Annotated in this window: 18 protein-coding genes and 1 tRNA gene; 11 read left to right on the top strand and 8 right to left on the bottom strand. The window is 67.8% G+C overall.

The window, feature by feature from the left end:
- The first annotated feature begins 44 nt into the window (after positions 1–44).
- From ACOYJQ_RS11245 to bioB, 11 genes are all read left to right on the top strand, one after another.
- Positions 45–245 (top strand): hypothetical protein, encoded by a 201-nt coding sequence (locus ACOYJQ_RS11245; RefSeq protein WP_433458491.1) that lies wholly within the window; start codon positions 45–47, stop codon positions 243–245.
- A gap of 473 nt (positions 246–718) precedes the next feature.
- Positions 719–1768, top strand: a complete 1050-nt coding sequence (locus ACOYJQ_RS11240) for a helix-turn-helix domain-containing protein (protein WP_433458489.1) — start codon at positions 719–721, stop codon at positions 1766–1768.
- A 56-nt stretch (positions 1769–1824) separates the two neighbouring features.
- On the top strand, positions 1825–3972 hold the full coding sequence (locus ACOYJQ_RS11235) for a TonB-dependent siderophore receptor (protein ID WP_433458487.1): 2148 nt from the start codon (positions 1825–1827) through the stop codon (positions 3970–3972).
- Positions 3969–4778: an ABC transporter ATP-binding protein gene (locus ACOYJQ_RS11230; RefSeq protein ID WP_433458485.1), complete on the top strand. Its 810-nt coding sequence runs from the start codon at positions 3969–3971 to the stop codon at positions 4776–4778. Before ACOYJQ_RS11235 ends, ACOYJQ_RS11230 begins: the two co-directional genes overlap by 4 nt.
- Before the next feature lie 7 nt (positions 4779–4785).
- Positions 4786–5700 carry an ABC transporter substrate-binding protein gene (locus ACOYJQ_RS11225; RefSeq protein WP_433458483.1) on the top strand — a complete coding sequence of 305 codons (915 nt, stop codon included), beginning with the start codon at positions 4786–4788 and terminating at the stop codon, positions 5698–5700.
- The gene (fhuB, locus tag ACOYJQ_RS11220; protein ID WP_433458481.1) at positions 5693–7681 is read left to right on the top strand and encodes a Fe(3+)-hydroxamate ABC transporter permease FhuB; all 1989 of its coding nucleotides are present in this window, start codon (positions 5693–5695) and stop codon (positions 7679–7681) included. The genes ACOYJQ_RS11225 and fhuB overlap by 8 nt, the downstream gene beginning before the upstream one ends.
- Positions 7682–7696: 15 nt before the next feature.
- Complete coding sequence (locus ACOYJQ_RS11215) at positions 7697–8800, top strand: DUF2218 domain-containing protein (protein WP_433458479.1); 1104 nt, start codon at positions 7697–7699, stop codon at positions 8798–8800.
- Between the two features lie 77 nt (positions 8801–8877).
- Positions 8878–10632 carry an ABC transporter ATP-binding protein gene (locus ACOYJQ_RS11210; protein WP_433458477.1) on the top strand — a complete coding sequence of 585 codons (1755 nt, stop codon included), beginning with the start codon at positions 8878–8880 and terminating at the stop codon, positions 10630–10632.
- Between the two features lie 57 nt (positions 10633–10689).
- Positions 10690–11358, top strand: coding sequence for a GntR family transcriptional regulator (locus tag ACOYJQ_RS11205; RefSeq protein ID WP_433458475.1), 669 nt, complete (start codon positions 10690–10692; stop codon positions 11356–11358).
- Positions 11359–11447: 89 nt separating this feature from the next.
- Positions 11448–12029, top strand: a complete 582-nt coding sequence (locus ACOYJQ_RS11200; RefSeq protein ID WP_433458473.1) for a biotin transporter BioY — start codon at positions 11448–11450, stop codon at positions 12027–12029.
- Positions 12026–13114 (top strand): biotin synthase BioB, encoded by a 1089-nt coding sequence (bioB, locus tag ACOYJQ_RS11195; protein ID WP_433458471.1) that lies wholly within the window; start codon positions 12026–12028, stop codon positions 13112–13114. Before ACOYJQ_RS11200 ends, bioB begins: the two co-directional genes overlap by 4 nt.
- A gap of 19 nt (positions 13115–13133) precedes the next feature.
- Here bioB and ACOYJQ_RS11190 read toward each other — a convergent pair whose 3' ends face one another.
- From ACOYJQ_RS11190 to ACOYJQ_RS11155, 8 genes are all read right to left on the bottom strand, one after another.
- Positions 13134–14183, bottom strand: coding sequence for an AI-2E family transporter (locus tag ACOYJQ_RS11190; protein WP_433458469.1), 1050 nt, complete (start codon positions 14181–14183; stop codon positions 13134–13136).
- Between the two features lie 68 nt (positions 14184–14251).
- On the bottom strand, positions 14252–14797 hold the full coding sequence (locus ACOYJQ_RS11185) for a YqhA family protein (RefSeq protein WP_433458467.1): 546 nt from the start codon (positions 14795–14797) through the stop codon (positions 14252–14254).
- A 2-nt stretch (positions 14798–14799) separates the two neighbouring features.
- Complete coding sequence (locus ACOYJQ_RS11180; RefSeq protein WP_433458465.1) at positions 14800–16269, bottom strand: GntP family permease; 1470 nt, start codon at positions 16267–16269, stop codon at positions 14800–14802.
- A gap of 171 nt (positions 16270–16440) precedes the next feature.
- Positions 16441–19554, bottom strand: coding sequence for an efflux RND transporter permease subunit (locus tag ACOYJQ_RS11175; RefSeq protein ID WP_433458463.1), 3114 nt, complete (start codon positions 19552–19554; stop codon positions 16441–16443).
- Positions 19551–20618 carry an efflux RND transporter periplasmic adaptor subunit gene (locus ACOYJQ_RS11170; RefSeq protein WP_433458461.1) on the bottom strand — a complete coding sequence of 356 codons (1068 nt, stop codon included), beginning with the start codon at positions 20616–20618 and terminating at the stop codon, positions 19551–19553. Before ACOYJQ_RS11170 ends, ACOYJQ_RS11175 begins: the two co-directional genes overlap by 4 nt.
- A 302-nt stretch (positions 20619–20920) precedes the next feature.
- Entirely contained in the window at positions 20921–21535 is a 615-nt protein-coding gene (locus tag ACOYJQ_RS11165; RefSeq protein ID WP_433458459.1) for an HAD family hydrolase, read from the bottom strand.
- 189 nt (positions 21536–21724) lie between these two features.
- Positions 21725–22756: an FUSC family protein gene (locus tag ACOYJQ_RS11160; RefSeq protein ID WP_433458457.1), complete on the bottom strand. Its 1032-nt coding sequence runs from the start codon at positions 22754–22756 to the stop codon at positions 21725–21727.
- A gap of 90 nt (positions 22757–22846) precedes the next feature.
- Positions 22847–22924: transfer RNA gene (locus tag ACOYJQ_RS11155), tRNA-Pro, on the bottom strand.
- Positions 22925–23033: the final 109 nt, after the last annotated feature.

Raw genomic sequence — 23033 nt, 5'->3', positions numbered from 1 at the left:
TGGGCGGCCCCTCGCCCACCCGATTCCAGTCAGGAGAAAGCATAATGTCCGGGCACCAGAATGAAGAGCATCAGGAAGACACGCTGAATCCCATTCAGCAGCCCCACCGTTCGCGCGCCGTTTTCTCGCAGGAAGATTTCGATCTGATTCGGACCGCGATCGCGCATTACCTGAAGGAAATCGGGGACAAGCCCGAATCGTCCAAGTACTCCAATCTCTACCACCGCCTCGGCCGGGTCGGCTGACGCCGGCCTCCCGCGCCGGGCGGATCCGGGACACGCGTCCCGCGCCGGGCGACACCTGAACCGGCGCCGGCCACGGCGCCCGGACAGACACTGACATGACGCCGCGCAACCGGTCGTGCCCGAGCAGCACGATGGTGGCGCGGCGTTTTTTTCGTTCATGAGCCGGAACCGAATGGGCCGGAACCGATCGCGCCGGATGCGACCGGGCCGGAAGCCGCCGGCCCAAGAAAAGAAACAAGAACATTCCGGGCGCAAAACGGATATTTTCGTCCGGACATATCTTCACGGCGGCGGCGCCTCCGGCAACAACCTCATCCCCGCGCGATATATTATTTTTAATTGTTACAATTAAGAAATAACGGGTGTTTTAAATTACGATACCCCATGATAATAGAAGATCGACAAAGCAGATATGCTGCAATTGTATTTATTTATTCTAAGTAGAATATCAATCATCGGAACGGATCCTTCGAATGTCTTTCCGCCCCCGGATGCAAAGCTTTCATGATGGGGTCGATGTCGTCGCTCCTCTGAAATGGCGTTCGTGGAGCGGCGTCGTCGCGGATGTATGGGAGGTCGCCTGCCCGCGCGGCGCGAAGGGCGAATATGTGTCGCCCGATCCCCGCCTGTTCATCGTGCTGGAGCAGGCGGCCGGCGCCGACATGCCGGATGCGGGCATTGACATCGTGGAATCCGCCCATGGCGCGGCGCGGCGCACGACGAGCGTCGGCGGCAATCCCGTCTGCTACGTTCCGGCGGATGTGCGTATCTGGTCCCGCACCCAGCCGTTGCGTCACCTGAAGCATCTCGACCTTCATTTCGACCGGCGCACGCTCGACATGCGGATGGGCGAGAAGGCCGGCGGCGGATGTCTCGACACGCCGCGCCTGATGTTCGCCGACGACCGGGTGGTGCGGCTCGCCCGCCTGATCGCCGAGGAATGCGTGCGGCCGAGCAGCCTCGACGACCTTTACGGCGACGGCCTGATCAACGCGCTGCTCACGGCCGCGCTTCAGGTGGAGAAGAAGGAGCCGCGCCGGCGCAGCCGGCTGCCGCACTGGCAACTGCGCCGCGCCATCGCCTATATCGAGGACAACTGCCTGCGCCGCATCCGGCTTGAGGAACTGGCGGAGCTCACCGGGCTCTCGCAATCCTATTTCAGCCATGCGTTCAAGGCATCGACCGGCCTGCCGCCGCATCAATGGCAGATGAAGGCGCGGATCGACCGGGTGAAGGCGCTGCTGGCGGATCGCGACGCCTCCCTGCCCGACGTCGCGGCGGTGGCGGGCTTCGCGGATCAGGCGCATCTGACGCGCATTTTCCGCAAGGTGGTCGGCACGACGCCCGCCGCGTGGAAGCGCGATCACGCCGTCTCCCGCTGCGTCTCCTGCCCCGCGCTGGCGCGGACGCGTGATCCCGACGCCGACAACAGGCCAAAATCGTCCGATCCGCCTCAAGAACGTTCAATCCAGCGCGCCGCCGCCGATGCTACACACCCCATGCGACAGGATGGATCGCCATGAAACGGCCGCGACCGTTCCATGGCGGCTTTCCGGCGGGAAAGTGTGGGAAAACGGCAATGACGAAGCGCTCCGGCTCCGGCCTTATACTCTTGTCCACGACGGCTCTGCTGGCGATTGCCGTGCCCTGGCGCGCCTTCGGCCAGGAGGCCGCAGCGAGCCTCACGCTGGAGCCTGTGGTCGTCGAGGAAACGGGCGGCCGCGGGTCGGCGACGGGTCCGGTGAACGGCTATGTCGCGCGGCGCACGGCGACGGGGTCCAAAACCAGCACGCCCATCGAGGCCATTCCGCAATCGGTGTCGGTCATCGGCCGCCGGCAGCTCGACGATCAGGGCGCGCAGAAGGTGGACGAGGCCCTCCGCTACACGGCCGGCGTGTTCGCGCAGCCCTTCGGCGCCGACAGCGACACCAACTGGATGTTCATCCGCGGCTTCCAGGCGACGGCGAATGGCGCCTACCTCGACGGCCTGCCGTTGTTCAGCTATGGCTTCGGCGGCTTCTATATCGATACGTTCAACCTGGAGCGCATCGAGGTGCTGCGCGGGCCGGCCTCCGTGCTCTACGGCGGCAGCAACCCCGGCGGCATCGTCAACTACGTCAGCAAGCGCCCCACCGGCGAGCGCAAGCGCTATATCGAGGCCGGCATCAACGACGCCGGCACCGCCTATCTCGGCGTCGACATCGGCGACAGGCTGACCGACAAGCTCGACTACCGCTTCTCCGGCATCTTCATCGGCGGCGACGGCTACACGGACTTCGCCGAGGAGTTGCGCGGCTCCTTCTCGCCGAGCTTCACCTGGCGGCCCACGGGCGACACCAGCCTGACGGTGCTCGGCAATTACACGTTCTTCGACCAGAACCACGGCGGCGGCGCCTTCTTGCCCTACATCGGCACCGCGCGCCCCGCGCCCTTCGGCCATATCAGGCGCGACGCCAACTTCACCGAGCCGGACATCGATTCCTACGAGCGCCGGCAGGTTTCGGTCGGCTACGAGCTGGAGCACGCCATCAATGACCGCTGGGCCGTGCGGCAGAATTTCCGCTTCGGCTACAGCGACGTCAAGGAAAGCTCGCTCTATGCATATGGATATCTGGGATTCTCGCCCGTCCCCACGGACCCCGACTTCCTGCTCCAGCGCATCAACTTCGGCCACGAAAGCGACGTGACATCGGTAACGGTCGACAACCAGCTCGAGGGCGAGGTCGATACCGGGCCGCTCAACCATCGGCTGCTGTTCGGGATCGACTACAAATACATCGACATGAACCAGATACAGGCGACCGGCGCGGCGACGCCGATCAGCGCCGTTTTTCCCGTCTACGGCGCCTTGCAGGGCCTGCGCAGTCCTTATATCGACCAGAACATCAAGCAAAACCAGGTCGGCCTCTACTTGCAGGACCAGATCCGTTTCGGCGGCGGCTGGATCGCGACGCTGAACGGGCGCTACGATTACGTGAAAACGGAGGCGAAGGGCACGCCGGCCTATGAAGGCACGGACGCCAAATTCTCGGGCCGCGCCGGCCTGGCCTACGAGTTCGACAACGGCATCACGCCCTACGCGAGCATTGCGACCTTCTTCCTGCCCTCGATCGGCTCATCGCTCGCCACCAACATGTTCAAGCCGGAAAGCGGCCACCAGTACGAGGTCGGCGTCAAATACCGGCCGACCTTCGTCGACGGTCTGTTCACGCTGTCCTTCTTCGACCTGACGCGCCAAAACGTCATCACCGGCCCGCTGCTGGCCGAAACACAGATCGGCGAGGTCAACTCGCAGGGCGTGGAGTTCGAGGCCAAGGTCAACGTCACCGACAACCTGCGCGTGCTCGCGTCCTTCACCGCCTTCGACCTCGAGATCACCAACGACGCCAACACGGCCCTCATCGGCAACACGCCCTACATCATCCCGGAGCAACAGGCGGCGCTCGGCCTCGATTACACGTTCGACAGCGGCCTGCTGAAGGGGCTCGTGCTGGGCGGCGGCATTCGCTACGTCGGCTCGTCGTGGGTGGATAACGAGAACACGCTCAAGGTGCCCTCGGCCACCGTGTTCGACGGGCGCATCGGCTACAAGCGCGACAACTGGGGCGTCGACCTCAACGTCACCAACCTGTTCGACAAGAGATACGTGGCGAGCTGCCAGACGCAGTTCACCTGCGGCTACGCGGAGGGGCGGGTGTTCAAGTTCAAGGCTCATATCGATTTATGACCCCAGCCACCGCCACGGCCGACGCTTCCGCCGCCCCCCTCTACGAACTGGAGGGGGTCGGCTTTTCGGCTGCCCGCCGCACCATCATTCCCGGCCTGACGCTGGCGATCGCGCCCGCGCGCATCCATGGCCTCGTCGGCCCCAACGGCTCGGGCAAGAGCACGCTCGTCAGGATGCTGGCGCGCCAGCTCGATCCCACCGGCGGGCGCCTGCGCTTCATGGGGAAGGCGATCGGCGAGTGGCGTGCGGCCGATTTCGCGCGGGCCGTCGCCTACATGCCCCAGTTCACGCCGCCCGCCGAGGGCATGACGGTGGCCGAGCTGGTGGCGCTCGGGCGCTTTCCCTGGCATGGCGCGCTGGGGCGGTTCACCGCGCGCGACCGGGCGAAGGTGGAGGAGGCGCTGGCCGACACGGGCCTTTCCGGCTTCCGCGACCGGCTCGTCGACCGCCTGTCGGGCGGCGAGCGTCAGCGGGTGTGGCTCGCCATGATGCTGGCGCAGGATGCCCGCTGCCTGCTGCTCGACGAGCCGACATCCGCGCTCGACATCGCGCATCAGGCCGAAATGCTCGCGCTGGTGCGCCGGCTGAGCCGCTCGCGCGGGCTCACGGCGGTCATCGTGCTGCACGACATCAACATGGCCGCGATGATCTGCGACGAGATCCTCGCCCTGCGCCAGGGAGAGCTGATGGCGCGCGGCGCGCCCGCCGCGATCATGAACGCCGCCGTGCTGGAAGCCCTCTTCGGCGTGCGCATGGGGATTCTGCCCCATCCGGCGACCGGCAGGCCCATCGGCTATGTGGAGTGAGGCGCCCATGCCCCCTTGCGGGATAACGCGCCGCGCGGCGCTGGCCGTGGGAGGAAAGGCGCTGGCGGGGGCGGCGCTGGCAGGGCCCGCCGCCGCGCAGGCCGGAGCGGGCGTTGCGGCGATCGACTGGGCCATGCTGGAGACGGCGCTCGCGCTCGGCGTGGTGCCGGTCGCGGCAAGCGAACTCATCCAGTTCCGCCGATACGTGGTCGAGCCGGCCGTCCCCGCGAGCGTCGCCGACCTCGGGCTGCGGGGCGCGCCCAACTTCGAGCTGCTGCGCATCGTCCGGCCGGACCTCATCCTGCTCTCGAATTTCTACGAGCATCTCGGGCCGCTCTACGAGCGGATCGCACCGGTCTTTTCCGTCACCATCTTCCAGCGCGGCAAGCCGCCCTATGCGCATGCCGAGCGGGCGGCGCGGGCGCTGGGCGAGCGGCTGGAGAGAACCCGCGAGGCCGAAGGCGTCATCGAGGAGAGCCGCCGCGCCATCGGGGATCTGCGCGGACGGCTCGCGGGCGCGGAACGCCGGCCGGTCTTCGTCATCAACCTCGGCGATGCGCGGCATTTCCGGGCCTTCGGCAACGACAGCCTGTTCGGCGACGTGCTCGACAGGCTGGGGTTCGCCAATGCCTGGGAGGGCGCATCAAGCTATTCCGCCGCCGCGCCGGTCGGGATCGAGGCGTTGGCGCGCGTGCCGGAGGCGCGGGTCGTCGTCGTGAAGCCGATACCGCCCGAGGCGCGGCGGGTGCTGGCGACGAGCGCGCTATGGCGGGCGCTGCCCATGGTGCGGGCGGGGCGCGTGGCGATCATGGAGCCCGTCAATCATTTCGGCGCCCTGCCTGCCGCCCGCCGCTTCGCGCGGCTTTTCGCCGCCCTGCCCGAGAGCGGCGGGCGGGACGGCGGAGGCCTGCTTCATGACTGACCGCCTCGCCCTGCGCCCGCTGCTGTTCTGGGGCGCCGCCGCCCTGCTGGCCGCGATCCTGTTCGCGGTGGAAATCGGCCTGCACCTGTCCGACGCGGCCTTTTCCGCCCCGCACATGCGGGAGATCGGGCGGGTGATCCTCACCCACGGCCTGTTGCCCCGCGCGGCGGTGGCGCTGGCGGCCGGCGCGGCGCTCGGCCTAGCCGGCCTGCTGCTGCAACGGGTGCTGCGCAACCCGCTGGCCGAGCCGTCGACGCTCGGCATCGCGGCGGGCGCGCAACTGGCGATGGCGGCCGCCACCATCGCCACTCCCTCGCTGATGGCCCTGTCGCGCGAGGGCGTCGCGCTGGCGGGCGGCGTCGGCGCGGCGGCGCTCATTCTCGCCCTCACCTGGAAGCGGGGGCTGGAGCCGGTTTCCGTCGTGCTCGCCGGCATGATGACGGCGCTGGCCGCCACCGCCGCCAGCGCGGCGCTCATTCTCGCCAACGGCGATTACATGTTCTCGCTGTTCATCTGGGGCGGCGGCGCGCTCGCCCAGCAGGACTGGGGCGCGGCGACGACCATCGGCATCCGGCTCGCCGTCGTGGCGGCGGGGGCGGTACTGCTGTTGCGCCCGCTCGCCATCCTCGGGCTCGACGACGCGACGGGCCGCAATCTGGGAATCGCCGTCGACGCCATGCGACTCGCGGCGATCGGGCTTGCGGTATGGCTCGCCTCGACCGTGACCGCCGAGGTGGGCGTGATCGGCTTCATCGGCCTCGCCGCGCCTACTCTCGCCCATCTCGGCGGCGCGCGCACGCTGCGGGCGCGCATGATCGCGGCGCCCCTGATCGGCGCGATCCTGCTGTGGCTGACCGACGGCTGCGTTCAGCTCATGGCCGGCGCGCAGGGCGAGCGCATTCCCACCGGCGCGGCGACGGCGCTGCTCGGCGGCCCGCTGCTGCTGTGGCTTCTGCCGCGCATCCGCATGGCGGAATGGCCCTCGCTGCATGCCGGCCCGGCCACGGGCATGCGCAGCCGGCGGCCGTGGCGGCTGCTCGCCGCCCTCTCCCTGGCGTGTCTTGGCGTGGCGGCGGCCGCTCTGGCGCTGGGGCGCGGGCCGGACGGCTGGACGATCGCCACCGGCGCGCTGTTCGCGGACCTGCTGGCGTGGCGGGCGCCGCATCTGGGGATCGCCGCCGCCAGCGGCGCGATGCTGGCGGGCGCCGGCATGCTGTTGCAGCGGGTGACGGGCAATCCCCTCGCCAGCCCGGAAATTCTCGGCGTCGGCACCGGCGCGGGCGCGGGACTGACGGCCGCACTTTATCTCGTCGACAATCCGGGCCTCGGCCTCCAGCTCGCGGCCTCCGCGGCGGGCGCGATCGTCGTGCTGGTGCTGATGCTGGCGATCGCCGCGCGCAGCGGTTTCGGGCCGGAGCGGCTGTTGCTCGGCGGCGTCGCCATGGGCGCGCTGTGTTCGGCCGTGCTGACGGCGGTGATCGCCACCGGCGGCGAGCGGGCGTTTACCCTGCTGCGCTGGATCAGCGGTTCGGTAAACATGGCCACCCCGCAGCAGGCGCTGCTGGCGGGCGTCGCCGCCGTGCTCCTGCTCGCGCCGCTCCCCTTCGCCGGCCGCTGGCTCGACATCCTGCCGCTCGGCCCCGTCACCGCGGCCGCCCTCGGCGTGCCGGTGCGGCGCAGCCACGCGGCGCTGATCGTGCTCGCCGGCCTGCTGACGGCCACCGCCGCGCTGTTCGTCGGCCCGCTGAGCTTCATCGGCCTGATCGCGCCGCATCTGGCGCGGCTCGTCGGCCTCACGCGCGCCCTTCCCGGCATGGCCGGCGGCGTGCTGATCGGCGCGGGGCTGATGATGCTGTCCGACTGGCTGTCGCGGATGGCGGCCTTTCCCTATCAACTGCCGCTCGGCCTGTTCGCCGCGCTGCTCGGCGGCCCGTATCTGGTCTGGCTGCTCGGCCGCGGGCGCGCCGGCGCCGGGCGATGACAACGGAGAGCATGCATGACCGATCCGCGCCCTACTACCCCCCGCCTGGCGGCCGCGACCCGCATCGCGCTGGCCGATCCGCGCGATTTGCTGAACCGCCTGTGCGACCATCTGGCGGAGCACGTGCCGGTGGAGCGCCTCGGCGACGGCGCGCTGTTCCGGGCCGACTACGGCACCGCCCGCGTTGAAATCGCCGGCGACGCGCTGACCGTGGCGCTGGAGAGCGGCGACGACACCGGGTTGTCGTTCCTCAAGCTGATCGTGGCCGAGCATGTGCTGGAGTTCGCCGGCGGGCAGGAACCGGCGATTCGCTGGACCGGCGACGGCCGGGCCGCCGGAGAGCCGCTGCCCTATTTTCGCGAGATGCGCGTGGCGTCAGTCACTCATGTGACGCCGCGCATGCGCCGCATCGTGCTCTCCGGCGAGGATCTCGGCCGCTTCGCCACCGGCGGGCTGCATGTGCGGCTGCTGTTTCCGCCGCCCGGCCCGGCCGCGCCGCAATGGCCCGTGTGCGGCGAGGACGGGCGGCCGCAATGGCCGCAGGGCGCGGCGAGGCCGGCGGCGCGCGTCTACACCATCCGCCATATCGACGTGCGGAAGGGAGAGGTCGCCATTGACATGATGCTGCACGGCGACGGCCACGGTCACGACGCGCCCGGCGCGGGTTTCGCGCGGCATGCGCGGCCGGGCGACATCGTGGGCATGACCGGCCCCGGCGGCAGCGTCATCGGCGAGGCGCGCCGCTACATCATGCTGGGCGACGAAACCGCCCTGCCCGCCATCGCGCGCCAGCTCGAAACCCTGCCGGCCCACGCCGAGGTGGCGGCTTTCGTGGAGGTGGCGGACGCCGCCGAGGAGCAGCCGCTGACATCCGCCGCCCGCCTCGATCTGCGCTGGCTGCACCGCGACGGCACCGGTCTGCTGGAGCGCGCGTTGCGCGATCATCCCTGGCTCGGCGACGGCGGCGAGCCGCCTTTCATATGGGCGGGATGCGAGCACGCGCAGGCGCGGGCGATCCGCCGATTCGCGCTGAAGGAAGCCGGCCTGACGCACGACGGATGCCATGCCTTCGCCTATTGGCGGCGCGGCGCGGCGGGCGACGACGCGCGCGAGGATTGACAGGAGCCGCCGGCCGGCTCCATGCAACGTCATCCGCCCGCGCTTCGCCCGACCGGCAGCCAAACCGACGTGACGCCATGACCGACCTCCTCAAACGTTTCGCCGCCTATTACCGCCCGCACCTGAAACTGTTCCTGCTCGACTTCTGGTGCGCGGTGGCGGCGGGCCTGCTGGAGCTCGCCTTTCCGCTGGCGGTGATGCTGTTCGTCGATCACCTGCTGCCGACGGGCGAGTGGGGGCTCATCGTGCTCGCCATGGCGGGGCTTTTCGCCACCTATCTCGTCAGCGGCGGGTTGCAGGCCGTCGTCGTCTATTGGGGGCACATGCTCGGCATCGACATCGAGACCGAGATGCGCCGCAAGGCATTCGACCATCTGCAAAAACTGTCCTTCGGCTTCTTCGACAACCAGAAGACCGGCCACCTCGTCGCGCGCCTCACGAAGGATCTGGAGGAGATCGGCGAGGTCGCCCATCACGGGCCGGAAGACGTCTTCATCGCCATCATGACCCTGCTCGGGGCCTTCGCCCTGATGCTGTGGGTGCATGCGCCGCTCGCGCTCATCACGGCGCTGATCGTGCCGCTCATCGCCTGGGTGACGGCGCGCTACGGCGGGCGCATGACGGCGACGTGGCACGCGCTCTACGGCGGCGTGGCGCGCTTCAACGCCCGCATCGAGGAGAACGTCGGCGGCATCCGCGTGGTGCAGGCTTTCGCCAACGAGGACCACGAGCGCCGCCTGTTCGCGCAGGACAACCGCGCCTACCGCGACACCAAGCTGCAAGCCTACAAGGTGATGGCCGCCTCCACGACGCTGAGCTATCTCGCCATGCGCCTGGTGCAGATCGTCGTCATGCTGGCGGGCAGCTTCTTCGTCATCCGGGGCGAGCTGAGCGCCGGCGGTTTCGTCGGCTTCCTGCTGCTGGTGAACGTCTTCTTCCGCCCCATCGACAAGATCAACGCCGTGATCGAGACCTATCCGAAAGGGTTCGCCGGTTTCCAGCGCTACGTGCAGTTTCTCGCCACCCGTCCCGACATCGACGACCGGGAGGGGGCGGTCGACGCCGGCCTCCTGCGCGGGGCGATCCGCTATGACGACGTGCGCTTCGGCTATGTGCCCGACAGGCCGGTGCTGCGCGGCATCAGCCTGACGATCGCGCCCGGCGAGACGGTGGCCTTCGTCGGGCCGTCGGGGTCCGGCAAAACGACGATCTGCTCGCTGCTGCCGCGGTTCTACGAGGCCGATTCCGGCGCCATCGCCATCGACGGCATCGACATCCGCGACATGACGCTGCGCTCGCTGCGCCGCAACATCGGCATCGTGCAGCAGGACGTCTTCCTGTTCGCCGGCACCATCCGCGAGAATGTCGCCTACGGCCGCCTCGATGCCGGCGAGGACGAGATCCGGGAGGCGGTGCGCCGCGCGCGGCTGGACGACCTCATCGCCGCGCTGCCGGAGGGGCTCGACACCGTGATCGGCGAGCGCGGCGTCAAGCTTTCCGGCGGGCAGAAGCAGCGTCTCGCCATCGCCCGCATCTTCCTCAGGAACCCGCCGATCCTGATCCTGGACGAAGCCACCTCCGCGCTCGACACGGAGACCGAACGCGCCATCCAGCAATCGCTGGGCGAATTGTCGCAAGGCCGCACCACGCTGGTCATCGCCCACCGGCTCGCCACCATCGCCCATGCCGACCGCATCGTGGTGGTGCAGAACGGCCGCGTCGCCGAGGAAGGCCGGCATGCGGAATTGCTGGCGTCGAACGGCCTCTACCGGCGGCTCCATGCCGTGCAGGCGCCCGCCGCGGCGGAAACGACCCTCTCGCCGGCCCAATAGGCGGTCCGCCCCGCCGACATGATCGACATAATGGACGCTTCAAATTATCTATAATACATGAGCGCAAGATCGGAAGAGACATTGGCCGCCCGTATCAGCCGGACGCTGGCGGACCGCATCATCGCCGGCGAGATCGAGCCCGGCGCCCGGCTGCGGCAGGATCATGTCGCGGTGGAGTTCGGCGCCAGCCACGTCCCGGTGCGCGAGGCATTCCGGCGGCTGGAGGCGCAGGGGCTCGCCGTCAGCGAGCCGCGGCGCGGCGTCCGGGTGGCCGCCTTCAATCTGGCGGAGGTCAAGGAGGTCGCCGAGATGCGCGCGGCGCTGGAGGTGCTGGCGCTGCGCCATGCCGCCCGGAACCTGACGCCGGCCGTTCTCGCCGCCGCCGACGAGGCGACGAAGGCCGGCGACGATTCGCGCGACGTGCGCTCCTGGGAGGAAGCGAACCGCCGCTTCCATCGTCTCATCCTCGAACCCTGCGGCATGCCGCGCCTGCTCGCGGCCATCGACGACCTGCATGCGGCGAGCGCGCGCTTCCTCTTCGCGGCGTGGCGGTCGGATTGGGAAGCGCGGACCGATCACGATCACCGGGCCATCCTGGCCGCCCTGCGCAAGGGCGATATCGAAACCGCCTGCGCCACGCTCGCGCGGCATGTGCAGTGGATCGGCCATCGGCCGGTTCCCGCCGCCGGCGGCCGCCAGCGGGACGCGTTCGCCATCGTAGGCTGATATTATCTATATTTTTCTTGCGACTCAGCCGATCTTGTGGATTCCTTATAGATAGCCCATCGGATTATCTATAAATGAAAGGAACCGGCATGAGCCAGACACTCGCCTTCTCCGGAACCGGCGTCAAAAAATCCGGCTTCAGAACCATCGCGCAGACGGTCGCCCTCATCGTGGCGGGAGCGGCCCTGATCACCCTTTGCGCCAAGCTGCGCGTACCCTCATGGCCGGTGCCGATGACGCTGCACACGCTGGCCGTGATGGCGATCGCGGTGACGGCGGGGCCGCGCCTCGCCACCGCGACCTTCCTCGCCTATCTCGCGGCGGGCGCGGCGGGCCTGCCGGTCTTTTCCGGCACTCCGGAGCGCGGCATCGGCCTTGCCTACATGGCCGGCCCGACGGGCGGCTATCTCATCGGCTATCTCGCGGCAAACCCGGTGACGGGCGCGCTGGCGCGCGGGCGCGGCGCGGGCGGAAAAACACTCGCCATGCTGGCGGGGCTTGGCGTGATCTATGCCGCCGGTCTGCCGTGGCTCGCTTTCTTTGTCCCGGTGGACCGGATCGTGGCGCTTGGCTTCATGCCCTTCATCCTCGGCGATCTGATCAATATCGCCATGGTGGCGCTCGGCGTTTGCTTCATCCCGGCCCGCTTCTTCGAGAAGACCGGCCGATGAGCGTCGCAACCGAAGCAACCGGCCTGCCGGCGACGCAGACCGCCGCCATACGAACCGCCGCCATACGAACGGACTCCTTGCGGACCGCCTCCGTGCGAACCGACTGGAGCGTGGCCGAAGCGCGGGAGATCTACGATCTCCCCTTCCCGGCGCTGCTCTTCCGCGCGCAGGAAATCCACCGGCGCCATTTCGACCCGGCGGTGGTGGAAACCGCGACGCTGCTCTCCATCAAGACGGGCGGCTGCCCGGAGGATTGCGGCTATTGCTCCCAAAGCGCGCACTGGAAAACGGGCGTCAAGGCGGGCAAGCTCATGCAGGTGGAGCGCGTGCTGGCCGAGGCCCGCCGCGCCAGGGCAGGCGGCGCGACGCGCTTCTGCATGGGCGCGGCGTGGCGCAGCCCCAGGGATCGGGACATGGATGCCGTCTGCGCCATGATCGCGGGCGTGAAAGCGCTCGGGCTGGAGACCTGCGTCACGCTCGGCATGCTGACGCCGGCGCAGGTCGAGCGCCTCGCTTCGGCCGGGCTCGATTACTACAACCACAACATCGATACCTCGCCCGCCTTCTACCCGCAGATCGTCACCACGCGGACGCTGGACGACCGGCTGGAAACCCTCGCCAACGTGCGGGCGGGCGGCGTCAAGGTATGCTGCGGCGGCATCGTCGGCATGGGCGAGACGGTGGACGACCGCATCGCCATGCTGGTGACGCTCGCCACGCTGGAGCGCCACCCCGAAAGCGTGCCGCTCAACATGTGGAACGCCATCGAGGGCGCGCCGGTGATGGACAAGGCGAAGCCGGCGGACGCCATCTCCTTCGCCCGTCTCGTCGCGCTCGCCCGCATCCTGATGCCGCAAAGCGTGGTGCGGCTGTCGGCGGGGCGTCACGCCATGAGCGACGAGATGCAGGCGTTGTGCTTCCTTGCCGGCGCGAATTCGATCTTCACCGGCGACGTGCTGCTCACCACCGGCAATCCCGCCCGCGACGCGGATGCGGCGCTTCTGGCGAAACTCGGCATGCGCGCGGCGGAAGCGCCGCCGCGCCCCGATGCGTCGGAACGACAGGCGTGCGCGCTTTCCGCATGAATATGAGGCGGCGTCGCCGTCAGGCGAGGCCGTCGATCCCGGGCCGCTTCTTCTCCGCCGGTTGCCCCGAAAAGATATCGGCGATGAAGCGGCCGGAGGGATGATGCGCGCAGAAGGTGAGGCCGGCGATCAGGATCGGCACGCCGATGAAGGCGCCCGCGATGCCCCACAGGAACGCGAAGAAGAACACCGAGAACAGCACCAGAAAGGGAGATGTCGCCAATGCCGCCCCGGCCATGCGCGGCTCGATGTAGCTGCCGGTGAGGAACTGGATGACGTTGAGGCTGACGAAGACGAACACCGCCATTTCCCACGAGCCGAGTTGCGCCAGCGCGAACAGCGTGGGCAGCAGCGTCGCCACGAACGGCCCGATGAAGGGCACGTAATTCAGTGCGAAGGCGAGCGCGCCCCAGGCGAGCGCCAGTTCCAGCCCCGCGGTGAGGGTGAAGGCCCACACGATGAAGCCGGTGGCGATGCTCATCAGCGTGCGCACCACCATGTATTTCTGGAACTTGCGGGCGATATCCGCCACCGAGGCGAGAAGGAACCGGCCCAGTTCCGCGTGCGCGCCGCCCGCGCCGAGCTTGCGGAGCTGGCTCTCGATGCTGCGCGCTTCCAGCAAACCGAGCAAAACGTAGACGAAAGTGAAGATGAGGAAGCTGGTGAGCCCCTGAAGCCGGAACGAGAGATCCTGAAACACCCGCAGCAGCCAGCGCACGTCGAGATTTTCCGCGATCAGCGCCGCCGGCACGAAACCATGCCCTTCGAGCCACGCGCCCGCCTGATCGTAAAGAGCCTGAAAGCGCGCGGTATTGGCGAAGGCCCATTGTCCCACGTGCCCAAGCCCCCAGACGATCAACCATGTAACGGCGCCGACCACCAGCAGCGTGGTGAGCAGCGTCACGACGGTGGCAAGCAACGCGGGCATGCGCCGCTCCAGCGCGCTCTGCATCGGCCACACCACGGCGATGATGAACAGGGCGAACGCCACCGGCGCGAAAATGGAATGGGCCAGAGACAGCGCGATACCGATTGCGACTGCGGCCACGAGACCCACAAGTACCTTCATGTCACTCCCCCCGGCGGGCGAGAGGTTTCGCCGCCCGCCGCAGGCCGAAATCGCTCACCGTCCGCGCCTCACGCATCGTCGTCCGTATGCGTGAACCGATCCGTCAGCGCAAGCGTGGCGTAGGCCAGGATGAACACCACGCAGGCCACCGCCAGCCAGCGCACCTGCGCCTCGCTCACATCCGCCTCAAGCCGCATCAGCGCCTTGAGAAAAGCCACCGCCGTGATCGCCATGAGCGTGGCGAACAGCTTGAGCTTGAGGCCGGAAAAGCTGATGCGCGTCATCCAGACCGGCCAGTCTTCCGACGAAGTATTGTCCAGCTTTCCCACGAAATTGGCATAGCCGGAAGAAACCACGATCACGATAAGCCCGCCGATCAGCGCGAGATCGATGAGGGTGAGCAGTTTCATGATGCTCTCGGTATCGCTTATCGAGCCGATCGCAACGATGAAACTCCACAATTGTATGAAGAAGGTGATCACCAGCAGCGCGAGCGCCACCAGCAGCCCCACGAACAGCGGCACCATCGCCCACCGGCCCATCACCACGCCGCGCGCGATGAAGCGACGCAACTGGCGCAGGCGGCGGGGCGTCTCGTTCTCGATCGGGGACACGCTCAGAAACTCCCCGCCACGGAGCCGAGAATGATGACCGTCACGAGAGCCAGCAGCGCCCCCACGATGCCGGCCATCACGATATCGAGATAACCCTCCTTGTGGGTGACGCCGCACACGGCGAGCAGCGTCACCACCGCGCCGTTATGGGGCAGGCTGTCGAGCGTGCCGGAACCGATCACGGCCACGCGGTGCATCAGGGCCGGATCCATGCCGATATCGCGGGCGATCTGCAAATAGGTCGGGCCGAGCGCATCCAGCGCGATGGTCAGGCCGCCGGAGGCGGAGCCGGTGAGCGCGGCCAGGATGTTCGTGGCGACGGACAGCGACACGAGCGGGCCGCCCTGGATGCCCAGCACCCAGTTGCGCACATCCTCGAAAGCCGGCAGCGAAGCGACGACGGCGCCGAAACCCACGAGGCTCGCCACCGAGAGAATCGGCAGCACCGAGGCGTTGGCCCCCGCCGACACGGTGGCGCGCAGCTCCGGCACGCCGCGGAAATTGATGGCGATGGCGGTGATGATGGCCGCCAGCAGCGCCACGATGACGGACCAGACACCGCCGACCGCGGACAGCGACACGCCGCCCCACTCTGGCAGCGCCAGGAACTCCGTGTTCATGAGCGGCAGAACGACGAAGGACATCAGCAGGTTGACCAGGATCACGACGACGATGGGCAGGGCCGCGAGAAAGATCGGCGGCCCCTTATGCGTTTCCTCGCTGTGATGGATCTCGGCCGGATCGAAGGAGCCGGCGGTCGTGGCGCGTTCGCGCACGATCGGGTCCTCGGTCGCGTCCTCGACGGATTCGGTCGTGGAGACGGAAAGATCGACGGGGCTGAAACCCTCGCCGCGCGCCCGCGCGCTCTTTTCACGCAACGTCAGCCACCACATGCCGAAGGCCAGCATCACGACGGAGGCGATGATGCCGAGGCCCGGCGCGGCGAAAGGCGTGGTGCCGAAGAACGGCATCGGAATGGCGTTCTGGATGGAGGGCGTGCCGGGCATGGCCGACATGGTGAACGTGGACGTGCCGAGCGCGATGGCCCCCGGCATCAGACGCCGGGGCACGCCGGCCGAACGGAACAGGGCGATGCCCATGGGCGCCAGCACGAAGAAGGCCACGAACAGACTGACGCCGCCGTAGGTGACGATCGCACCCGCCAGAACGACGGCCAGAATCGCGCGCTGCGCGCCGAGCTTCTCCGTCATGTAATTGGCGATGGAGGTGACGGAGCCGGAATCTTCCATCAGCTTGCCGAAGATGGCCCCCAGCAGGAACAGCGGAAAGAACTGGGAGACGAAATCGGCCGCATTGGGCATGAAGGTTTGCGTCCAGCTCGCCAGCAGCGGCATGCCGGAGAAGATTGCGGCGATGAGCCCCGCCAGCGGCGCCAGCACGAGAATGCTGGAGCCGCGAAAGGCCAGATAGCTCAGAAAACCCAGACTGACGATGATACCGATGAAACCCATGGATTACACTCCTTCCGGCAGCGTATCGCGGTTAACGGGGGAGCAGCCGGGAGGTGCTGCGCCGGGGTCAGCGAGAAGACAAAAGAGCGTCAGGACACCACCTGTCTCGGGCATGGGTCCTGTCTCCGGTTGGATCCGCCGGCCGGTGGAGGCGCACGGCCCCGTCCGGGTTCAGGCGCGCGCGGCGCCTTCGGCGGGGGCCGGGGTGGATGCGGTTTCGGCGGATTCCCGCTCGGGTCCGGTATCCGGCCCGAACCAGGTCACATACAGCGCGGGCAGGAAGATGAGGGTGAGCAGCGTTCCCACCAGCAACCCGCCCATGATGGCGAAGGCCATCGGTCCCCAGAACACCGTCGGGGCGATGGGGATCATGCCCAGCACGGTGGATATCGCCGTGAGCATGATCGGCCGGAAACGGCTGGAGGAAGCATCCACCACCGCGTCCAGAACCTTCTTGCCCGCCGCCCGGTCCGCCTCGATCTGGCCGATGAGGATGACGGCGTTCTTGGTGATCATGCCGATGAGGGCGAGCACGCCGAGAATGGCGACGAACCCCAGCGGCCTGCCGGACACGAGCAGCGCCGCCACCACGCCGAGAAGCCCCAGCGGCGCCACCGAAATCACGACGATGAGCCGCTGGAAGCTTTTCAGCTCGAACATCAGCACGGTGAACATCAGCAGCAGCATCACCGGCACGACGGCGATCACGGAAGCGAGCGACGCGGCGCTTTCCTCCACCGTGCCGCCGACATCGATGCGATATCCCTGCGGCAGCTTCCCGCGCAGTTCCTCGATCTTCGGCGTCAGTTCGTCCACCACCGTTTCCGGCAGCACGCCCTGTCCCACATCCGCCTGCACGGTAAGGGTCGGCACCCGGTCGCGCCGCCAGATGCCGGGATAGTCCTGATCGAACTCGAAGGTCGCGATCTGGCTCAGCGGCACGGTGCGCCCGCCGGGCAGCGGCACCTGAAGATTGGGCAACCGTTCCAGCGAGACGCGCTCCTCGTCGTCGGCGCGCGCCACCACGGAGATGAGATAGATGTCGTCGCGCACCTGCGTCACAGGCGCGCCGGAAAACACGGTGTTCAGCACCCCGGCGAGCTGGGCGGTGGAGAGGCCGAGCAGGCGCACCTCGTCCTGATCGACGCGGATGCGCGCCTGCCGCGCCGGCTCGATCCAGTCGTAGTTCACCTTCTCCGCCAGGGGAGACGAGGCGACCGCCGCGGCGAGATCGAAGGCGATGGCGCGCACCTTCTCGATATCCGGGCCGGAAACGCGATACTGCACCGGCCAGCCCACGGGCGGGCCGAGCTCCAGCGGCGAGATGCGCGAGACGAGCTGCGGGAAATCCTCCGCCAGCGCCTTTTCCAGTTTGGCGCGCAACCGGTCGCGGGCGGCGACGTCCTTCGCCACGATCACCGTCTGCGCGAAGAAATCGTTGGGAAGCTGCACGTCGAGCGGCAGATAGAAACGGATGGCCCCGCGCCCGACATAGGTGCTCCAGCGCTCCACGTCCGGGTCGCCTTTCAGCAGCCCGTCGAAATCCCGCGCCACCTTCTCGGAGGCGTAGATGGAGGAATTCTGCGGCGACGAAAGGTCCACCAGCAGCTCCGGCCGGTCGGACGACGGGAAGAACTGCCGGGGAATGAGCGGCAGCGCCAGCACCGACAGCACGAACAGGCCCAGCGTCACCGCGATCGTCACCACGCGCAGCCTGAGACAGCCGACGAGAAAGCCGCGATAGACGCCGAGCAGCCCCTTCGGCGCCGCGCCGGCGGCGGCATTCGCCGCCTTCGGCGGAGCGCGCAGGATGAGCACCTGCAACAGCGGCGCGAACAGCACCGCCACCAGCCACGAGACGATGAGCGCGATCGTCACCACCGCGAACAGGGTGAACGTATACTCGCCGGCGGAACTCGCAGCGAACCCCACGGGAACGAAGCCGGCGACCGTCACCAGCGTGCCGGCCAGCATGGCCGCGGCATAGGCCGTGAAGGCGAAGGAAGCGGCCTTCACCTTGTCGTCGCCGGCGGCGAGGCGCGTCAGCGTGGCGTCCGTGGTGGTCATGGCGTCGTCGACCATGAGCGCCAGCGCGATGATGAGCGCGCCGAGCGAAATGCGCTGCATGTCAATGCCGGCGATCTGCATGACGGCGAACACCACCGCCAGCGTGAGCGGAATGGCCAGCGCGACGATGGCGCCCGCCCTCACCCCCAGCGCGATGAAAGACACCACGAGAATGATGACCACCGCCTGCCACAGGCTTTCCATGAATTCGGCGATGGCGCCTTCCACCGTCACCGCCTGATCGGCGACCAGATGCGCCTCGATTCCCACCGGCAGGTTGGCCACGATGCGATTCATGGTCGCGTCGATGTCGGCGCCCATGGCGAGAATGTCGCCGCCGTCCTGCATCGCGATGGCGAGGCCGATCGCCGGCTCGCCATTGACGCGGAACATCGGCTGCGGCGGATCGGCGAGGCCGCGGCGGACGGTGGCGATGTCGGACAGGCGGATGAGCCTGTTGTTCACCACGAAATTCACGTTCGCGATGTCCGCCTCGCCCGTGAAGGCGCCCGAAACGCGCACGGACAGCGTTTCCGCCTCCGTATGGATCTCGCCGGAGGGGCGCACGAGGTTCTGCGCCTGAAGCGCTGCCAGCACCGCGGCCCGATCGATGCCGAGGCTGGCCAGTTGCTGCATCGAGAATTCGATGAAGATGCGCTCGTCCTGCGCGCCCAGAATCTCGATCTTCGAGATATCGGGCACGTGCAACAGCTCGGAGCGGGCATCTTCCACATAGTCGCGCAGCTCGCGATGCGTGAAGCCGTCTGCCGTGAAGCCGTAGATGATGCCGAAAGTATCGCCGAAATCGTCGTTGAAGAAGGGGCCGATCATACCCTGCGGCAAGGTGTGGCGGATGTCGCCCACGCTCTTGCGCACATGATACCAGATGTCCGGCACCTCGGCAGCCGTCGCCGCGCCCTGAAGATGCACGAAGATCGTCGTGGTGCCCGGCTTCGTGTAGCTTTCCAGATAATCGAGCTGCGGCGTTTCCTGCAACTTGCGCTCGATCCGCTCCGTCACCTGCCGGAACGTTTCTTCCAGCGTCGCGCCGGGCCAGTTGGCCTGCACGACCATGGTCTTGATGACGAAGGTCGGGTCTTCCGCCCGGCCCAGCCCCTTGAACGCCATCACGCCGGCCACGGCGGCGATGGCCATGAGATAGATGATGATGGAGCGACGGCGCAGCGCCCACGCGGAGAGGTTGAAGCCGCCCTTCACTGTTGTGCTCCCAGCAGGCGCACGCGCTGACCCGGATGCAGCGCCTGCACGCCGGCCGTCACGACGATCTCGTCCGCCTCGAGCCCCTCGCCGATCGAGACGGCGGCGGGCGTGAAGCGCAGCACTTCCACGTTGCGCAGGCTGACAGTGTTGTCGGCCGGGTTCACCACCCACACGGCCGACCTGTCGTTCAGGCGCGTGAGCGCCGTCGCGGGCACCTCGATCGCCTCGCCGTTATCCACGAGCACCCGCCCGACCACCGTCGTGCCGAGACGCAACGCCTCGGGCGGATCGATGAGGCCCACGCGCACGCGGAAAGTGCGCGTTATCGGGTCCGCCTGCGGCGCCACCTCGCGCACGCGGCCAAGCGCCTTCACGCCGGGATCGTTCGCCAGAACGATTTCCACCTGCGGATCGGACGGCAGGGACGTGAGCAGTGCCGCGGGTACCTCGAACACGCCATCGCGCCCGTCCTGCCGGGCAACTTCGATCACCGGCTGGCCGGCCTGCACCACCTCGCCGGCTTCCGCGCGGCGCGCGGTGACGACGCCGGCCGAATCCGCCCTCAGCTCGGTGAAAGCCAGCCGGTCCTGCGCCATCTTCAGGCGCGCCTCGGCGTCTTCCACCTGCGAGCGGGCGGCGAGATAGGCGCGTTCCGCCTGCTCGTACTGCGCGCGCGGCGTAAACCCGCGCGACAGGAGCTGGCGCTGGCGCTCGTATTGATTGCGGGTCTGGGAGAGATCGGCATTGGCGGCGGCGAGAGCGGCCTGCGCCGAACGCAGCGCATTCTGCTCGTCCTGCGGATCGAGCCGCGCCAGCACCTGGCCGGGCTCCAGCCTGTCGCCGACATTCACCAGCCGCTCGACGATGCGTCCGCCGATGCGAAAACCGTAGCTCGCCTCGTTCTGCGCCTCCACCTGGCCCGTGAGGGAAATCGTCTCGCTCGCCGCCTGCCGTGTCGCCACGACGCTGCGGACGGGACGCGGCTCCGGCGCCTGCGCTTCTTCGCTTTCGCCGCATGCGGTGAGGAAAAGGGACAGCGAGAGCGCTACGGGCATGAGCATGCGCCAAGGCGCCGAGGACCGGCAAGTGCGATGCAGCAAAACGGTCACGCGATCATCCTTTCCACGATGCGCCCCGATGCCCCGGGCAGGGAAAGGGCTCTACACGCCACAGTTGATACGGAAAAAGCCTGATCATGGCAATTATGCAAATATACAACGTTCGGATAATTTCCGAATCTTATCCAGCTAAATCGAACAGGATGAGTTGTACAGTTTCATCCGGTGAATTGGACGTTTTTCGTCTGCATCCGATACTTGTCATCCGGCGTTTGGCGACCGGCAGTTCCTCCCGCCGCGACGGATCAGACGGATATTCCCAGCGCGGCGAAATCGGCCTTCAGCCGTTCCGCGCCGGTGAAATGCAGCGCCTGCCAGCCGGCCGCGCGCGCGCCCTCGACATTCGGAAAGGAGTCGTCGACGAAGATCGTGGCCGCCGGCGCGAGGCCGAAGTCGCGGGCATGACGCTCGTATATCGCGATATCGGGCTTGATCAGACCGACTTCGCCGGAAACGGTGACGCCGCGCGGCCGGTTGAGGAAGGGAAACCGCTCGCGCGCCTCGACAAAGGTGTCCGCGGCGAAATTGGTCAGCATGGTTACATCGCGCCCCTGCGCGATCAGATCCTCGAGAATGGCGACCGTGCCGTCATAGGCATACGGAACCATCTCGTGCCAATACATGCGGAAAGCGCGTATTTCCTCCGCGTATTCGGGATGGCTCGCGATCAGCAGCGCCTCGGCCTCCGCCCACGAGCGGCCGCGATCCTGCTCCACATTCCATTCCATCGTGCAGACATTGAGAAAGAACCAGCGGCGCCGCTCTTCATCGGGAATGATGCGGCGGAAAGGAAGAGCCGGATCGTAATGGATCAGCACCTTGCCGATGTCGAAGACGATATGGTCGATCCTGTCAGCCATGGTTGATTCCTCAAGAGCCGGTCGATTCAAAGCACGCATGGAGTAGCGCGCTTCGCCGCATTCTTCATGACAATCCCGTGCGACCGAAGCCCGCGCGCGCCGCGCGGACGCATGCCCGGCCTGCCTTTTTCAAAGCAGCGCACGGTACGGCATTTCCACCTTTCTGCGAAACGCGGAAGTGCCTCCTTTTCAGGCATGCGGACGCTCCAGTTCCTCCAGCGCCGCCAGCGCATCGGACGCCGACCGCAGATGAACCGCGGCCTCGTGCCAGTCCGCATCCGACAACGACGGGCGAGCGCGATAGAGCGGCCCCGGAATCGGCGCGGCCTCCGCGAGACGGGCGCAGCGCCGGGCCGTCTCCAGCGCGGCCTCCCGCATACCCGCCGGAGCCGGGCCGGGGCTGTTGCGCAGCGCGCCGACAATCGCCTCGCCGAACAACAACGCCGAGGAATAAAGGCGGATGGCATGCCGATCGTAGCGGGCGGCGCGGCCGGAAACGGCGCTCTCCGCCAGTCGCCCGCGCACCGACCAGCGCGCCGCCTGACGGGCGAGGTCGATGCCCGTGCCGAGATTGATCAGGCTGTCGTGAGCCGCCGCAATGTCCCCGACCGCCGCTTCGGCCTTTGCCGCGTCCCGCAGCTCCAGCGCCTCCGCCGCCGCCTCGAAGGCGCGCGCAAGCTGCATCAGAAAGCCGTCAGCCGCCTTGTCGATCTGACGGACCGGATCCGGCGTGATCAGGATCTGGCTGAAGACGAGGCCGACAGTGACCCCCAGCGCCACGTCCTCCAGCCGCAGCAGCCCGGCATCGGCGGGGCCGAGGGAGAGCACCATCACGGCCGAGACGCCGGCCTGAATCGCCACCACCGGCGCAAGGCCGAAGGAGACGGCAATCAGCATGGAAAGCAAGGTCGCCGATGTCATCCGCAGCAGCGACGGCCCTGCCGGCATCAGGATTCCCTCCGGAAGAAGGAGCGCGGCTTCGCCGACGAGAATGCCCGTGGCCACGCCGATCAGGAGGCCGACCGCCTGCCGCCCGTGATTCGGCAGTCCCGGCGCAAGGCAGACGATGGCGGTGACGGCGGCAAAAAGCGGGCGGCTGTTGCCGAAGAGCCAGACCGCCAGCGTCCAGGCGATTCCACCCGCCGCAGCCGCGGCCGCCGCGTCCCGCCACGCGGCGCGAATCCTGTCCGAGAGCGTGTTCAGAATGATGCCGTGCGACATGCGTCCTCCTGTCCTGACGGGCCGTTCTCTGGCGCGGCACGGCGGAGCAACGGTCTTATCGGCGGGAAGATCGGCTTGTATCGGAAAAAATGGTCGGAGCGGCGGGATTTGAACCCACGACCCCTAGTCCCCCAGACTAGTGCGCTAACCGGGCTGCGCTACGCTCCGCGACCAGACGGAATCACCACCCGCAACGGGCTGTTCATCTGCTGGTGTTTAGAAAACTCCGCGCAGGAACGCAAGCGGAAACGAACGGCTTCTTCCGTGGCGCCCCAAG

Source organism: Pseudochelatococcus sp. (assembly GCF_050946405.1).
GTDB lineage: Bacteria > Pseudomonadota > Alphaproteobacteria > Rhizobiales > Beijerinckiaceae > Pseudochelatococcus.
This window is presented reverse-complemented; position numbering and strand designations above follow the sequence as displayed.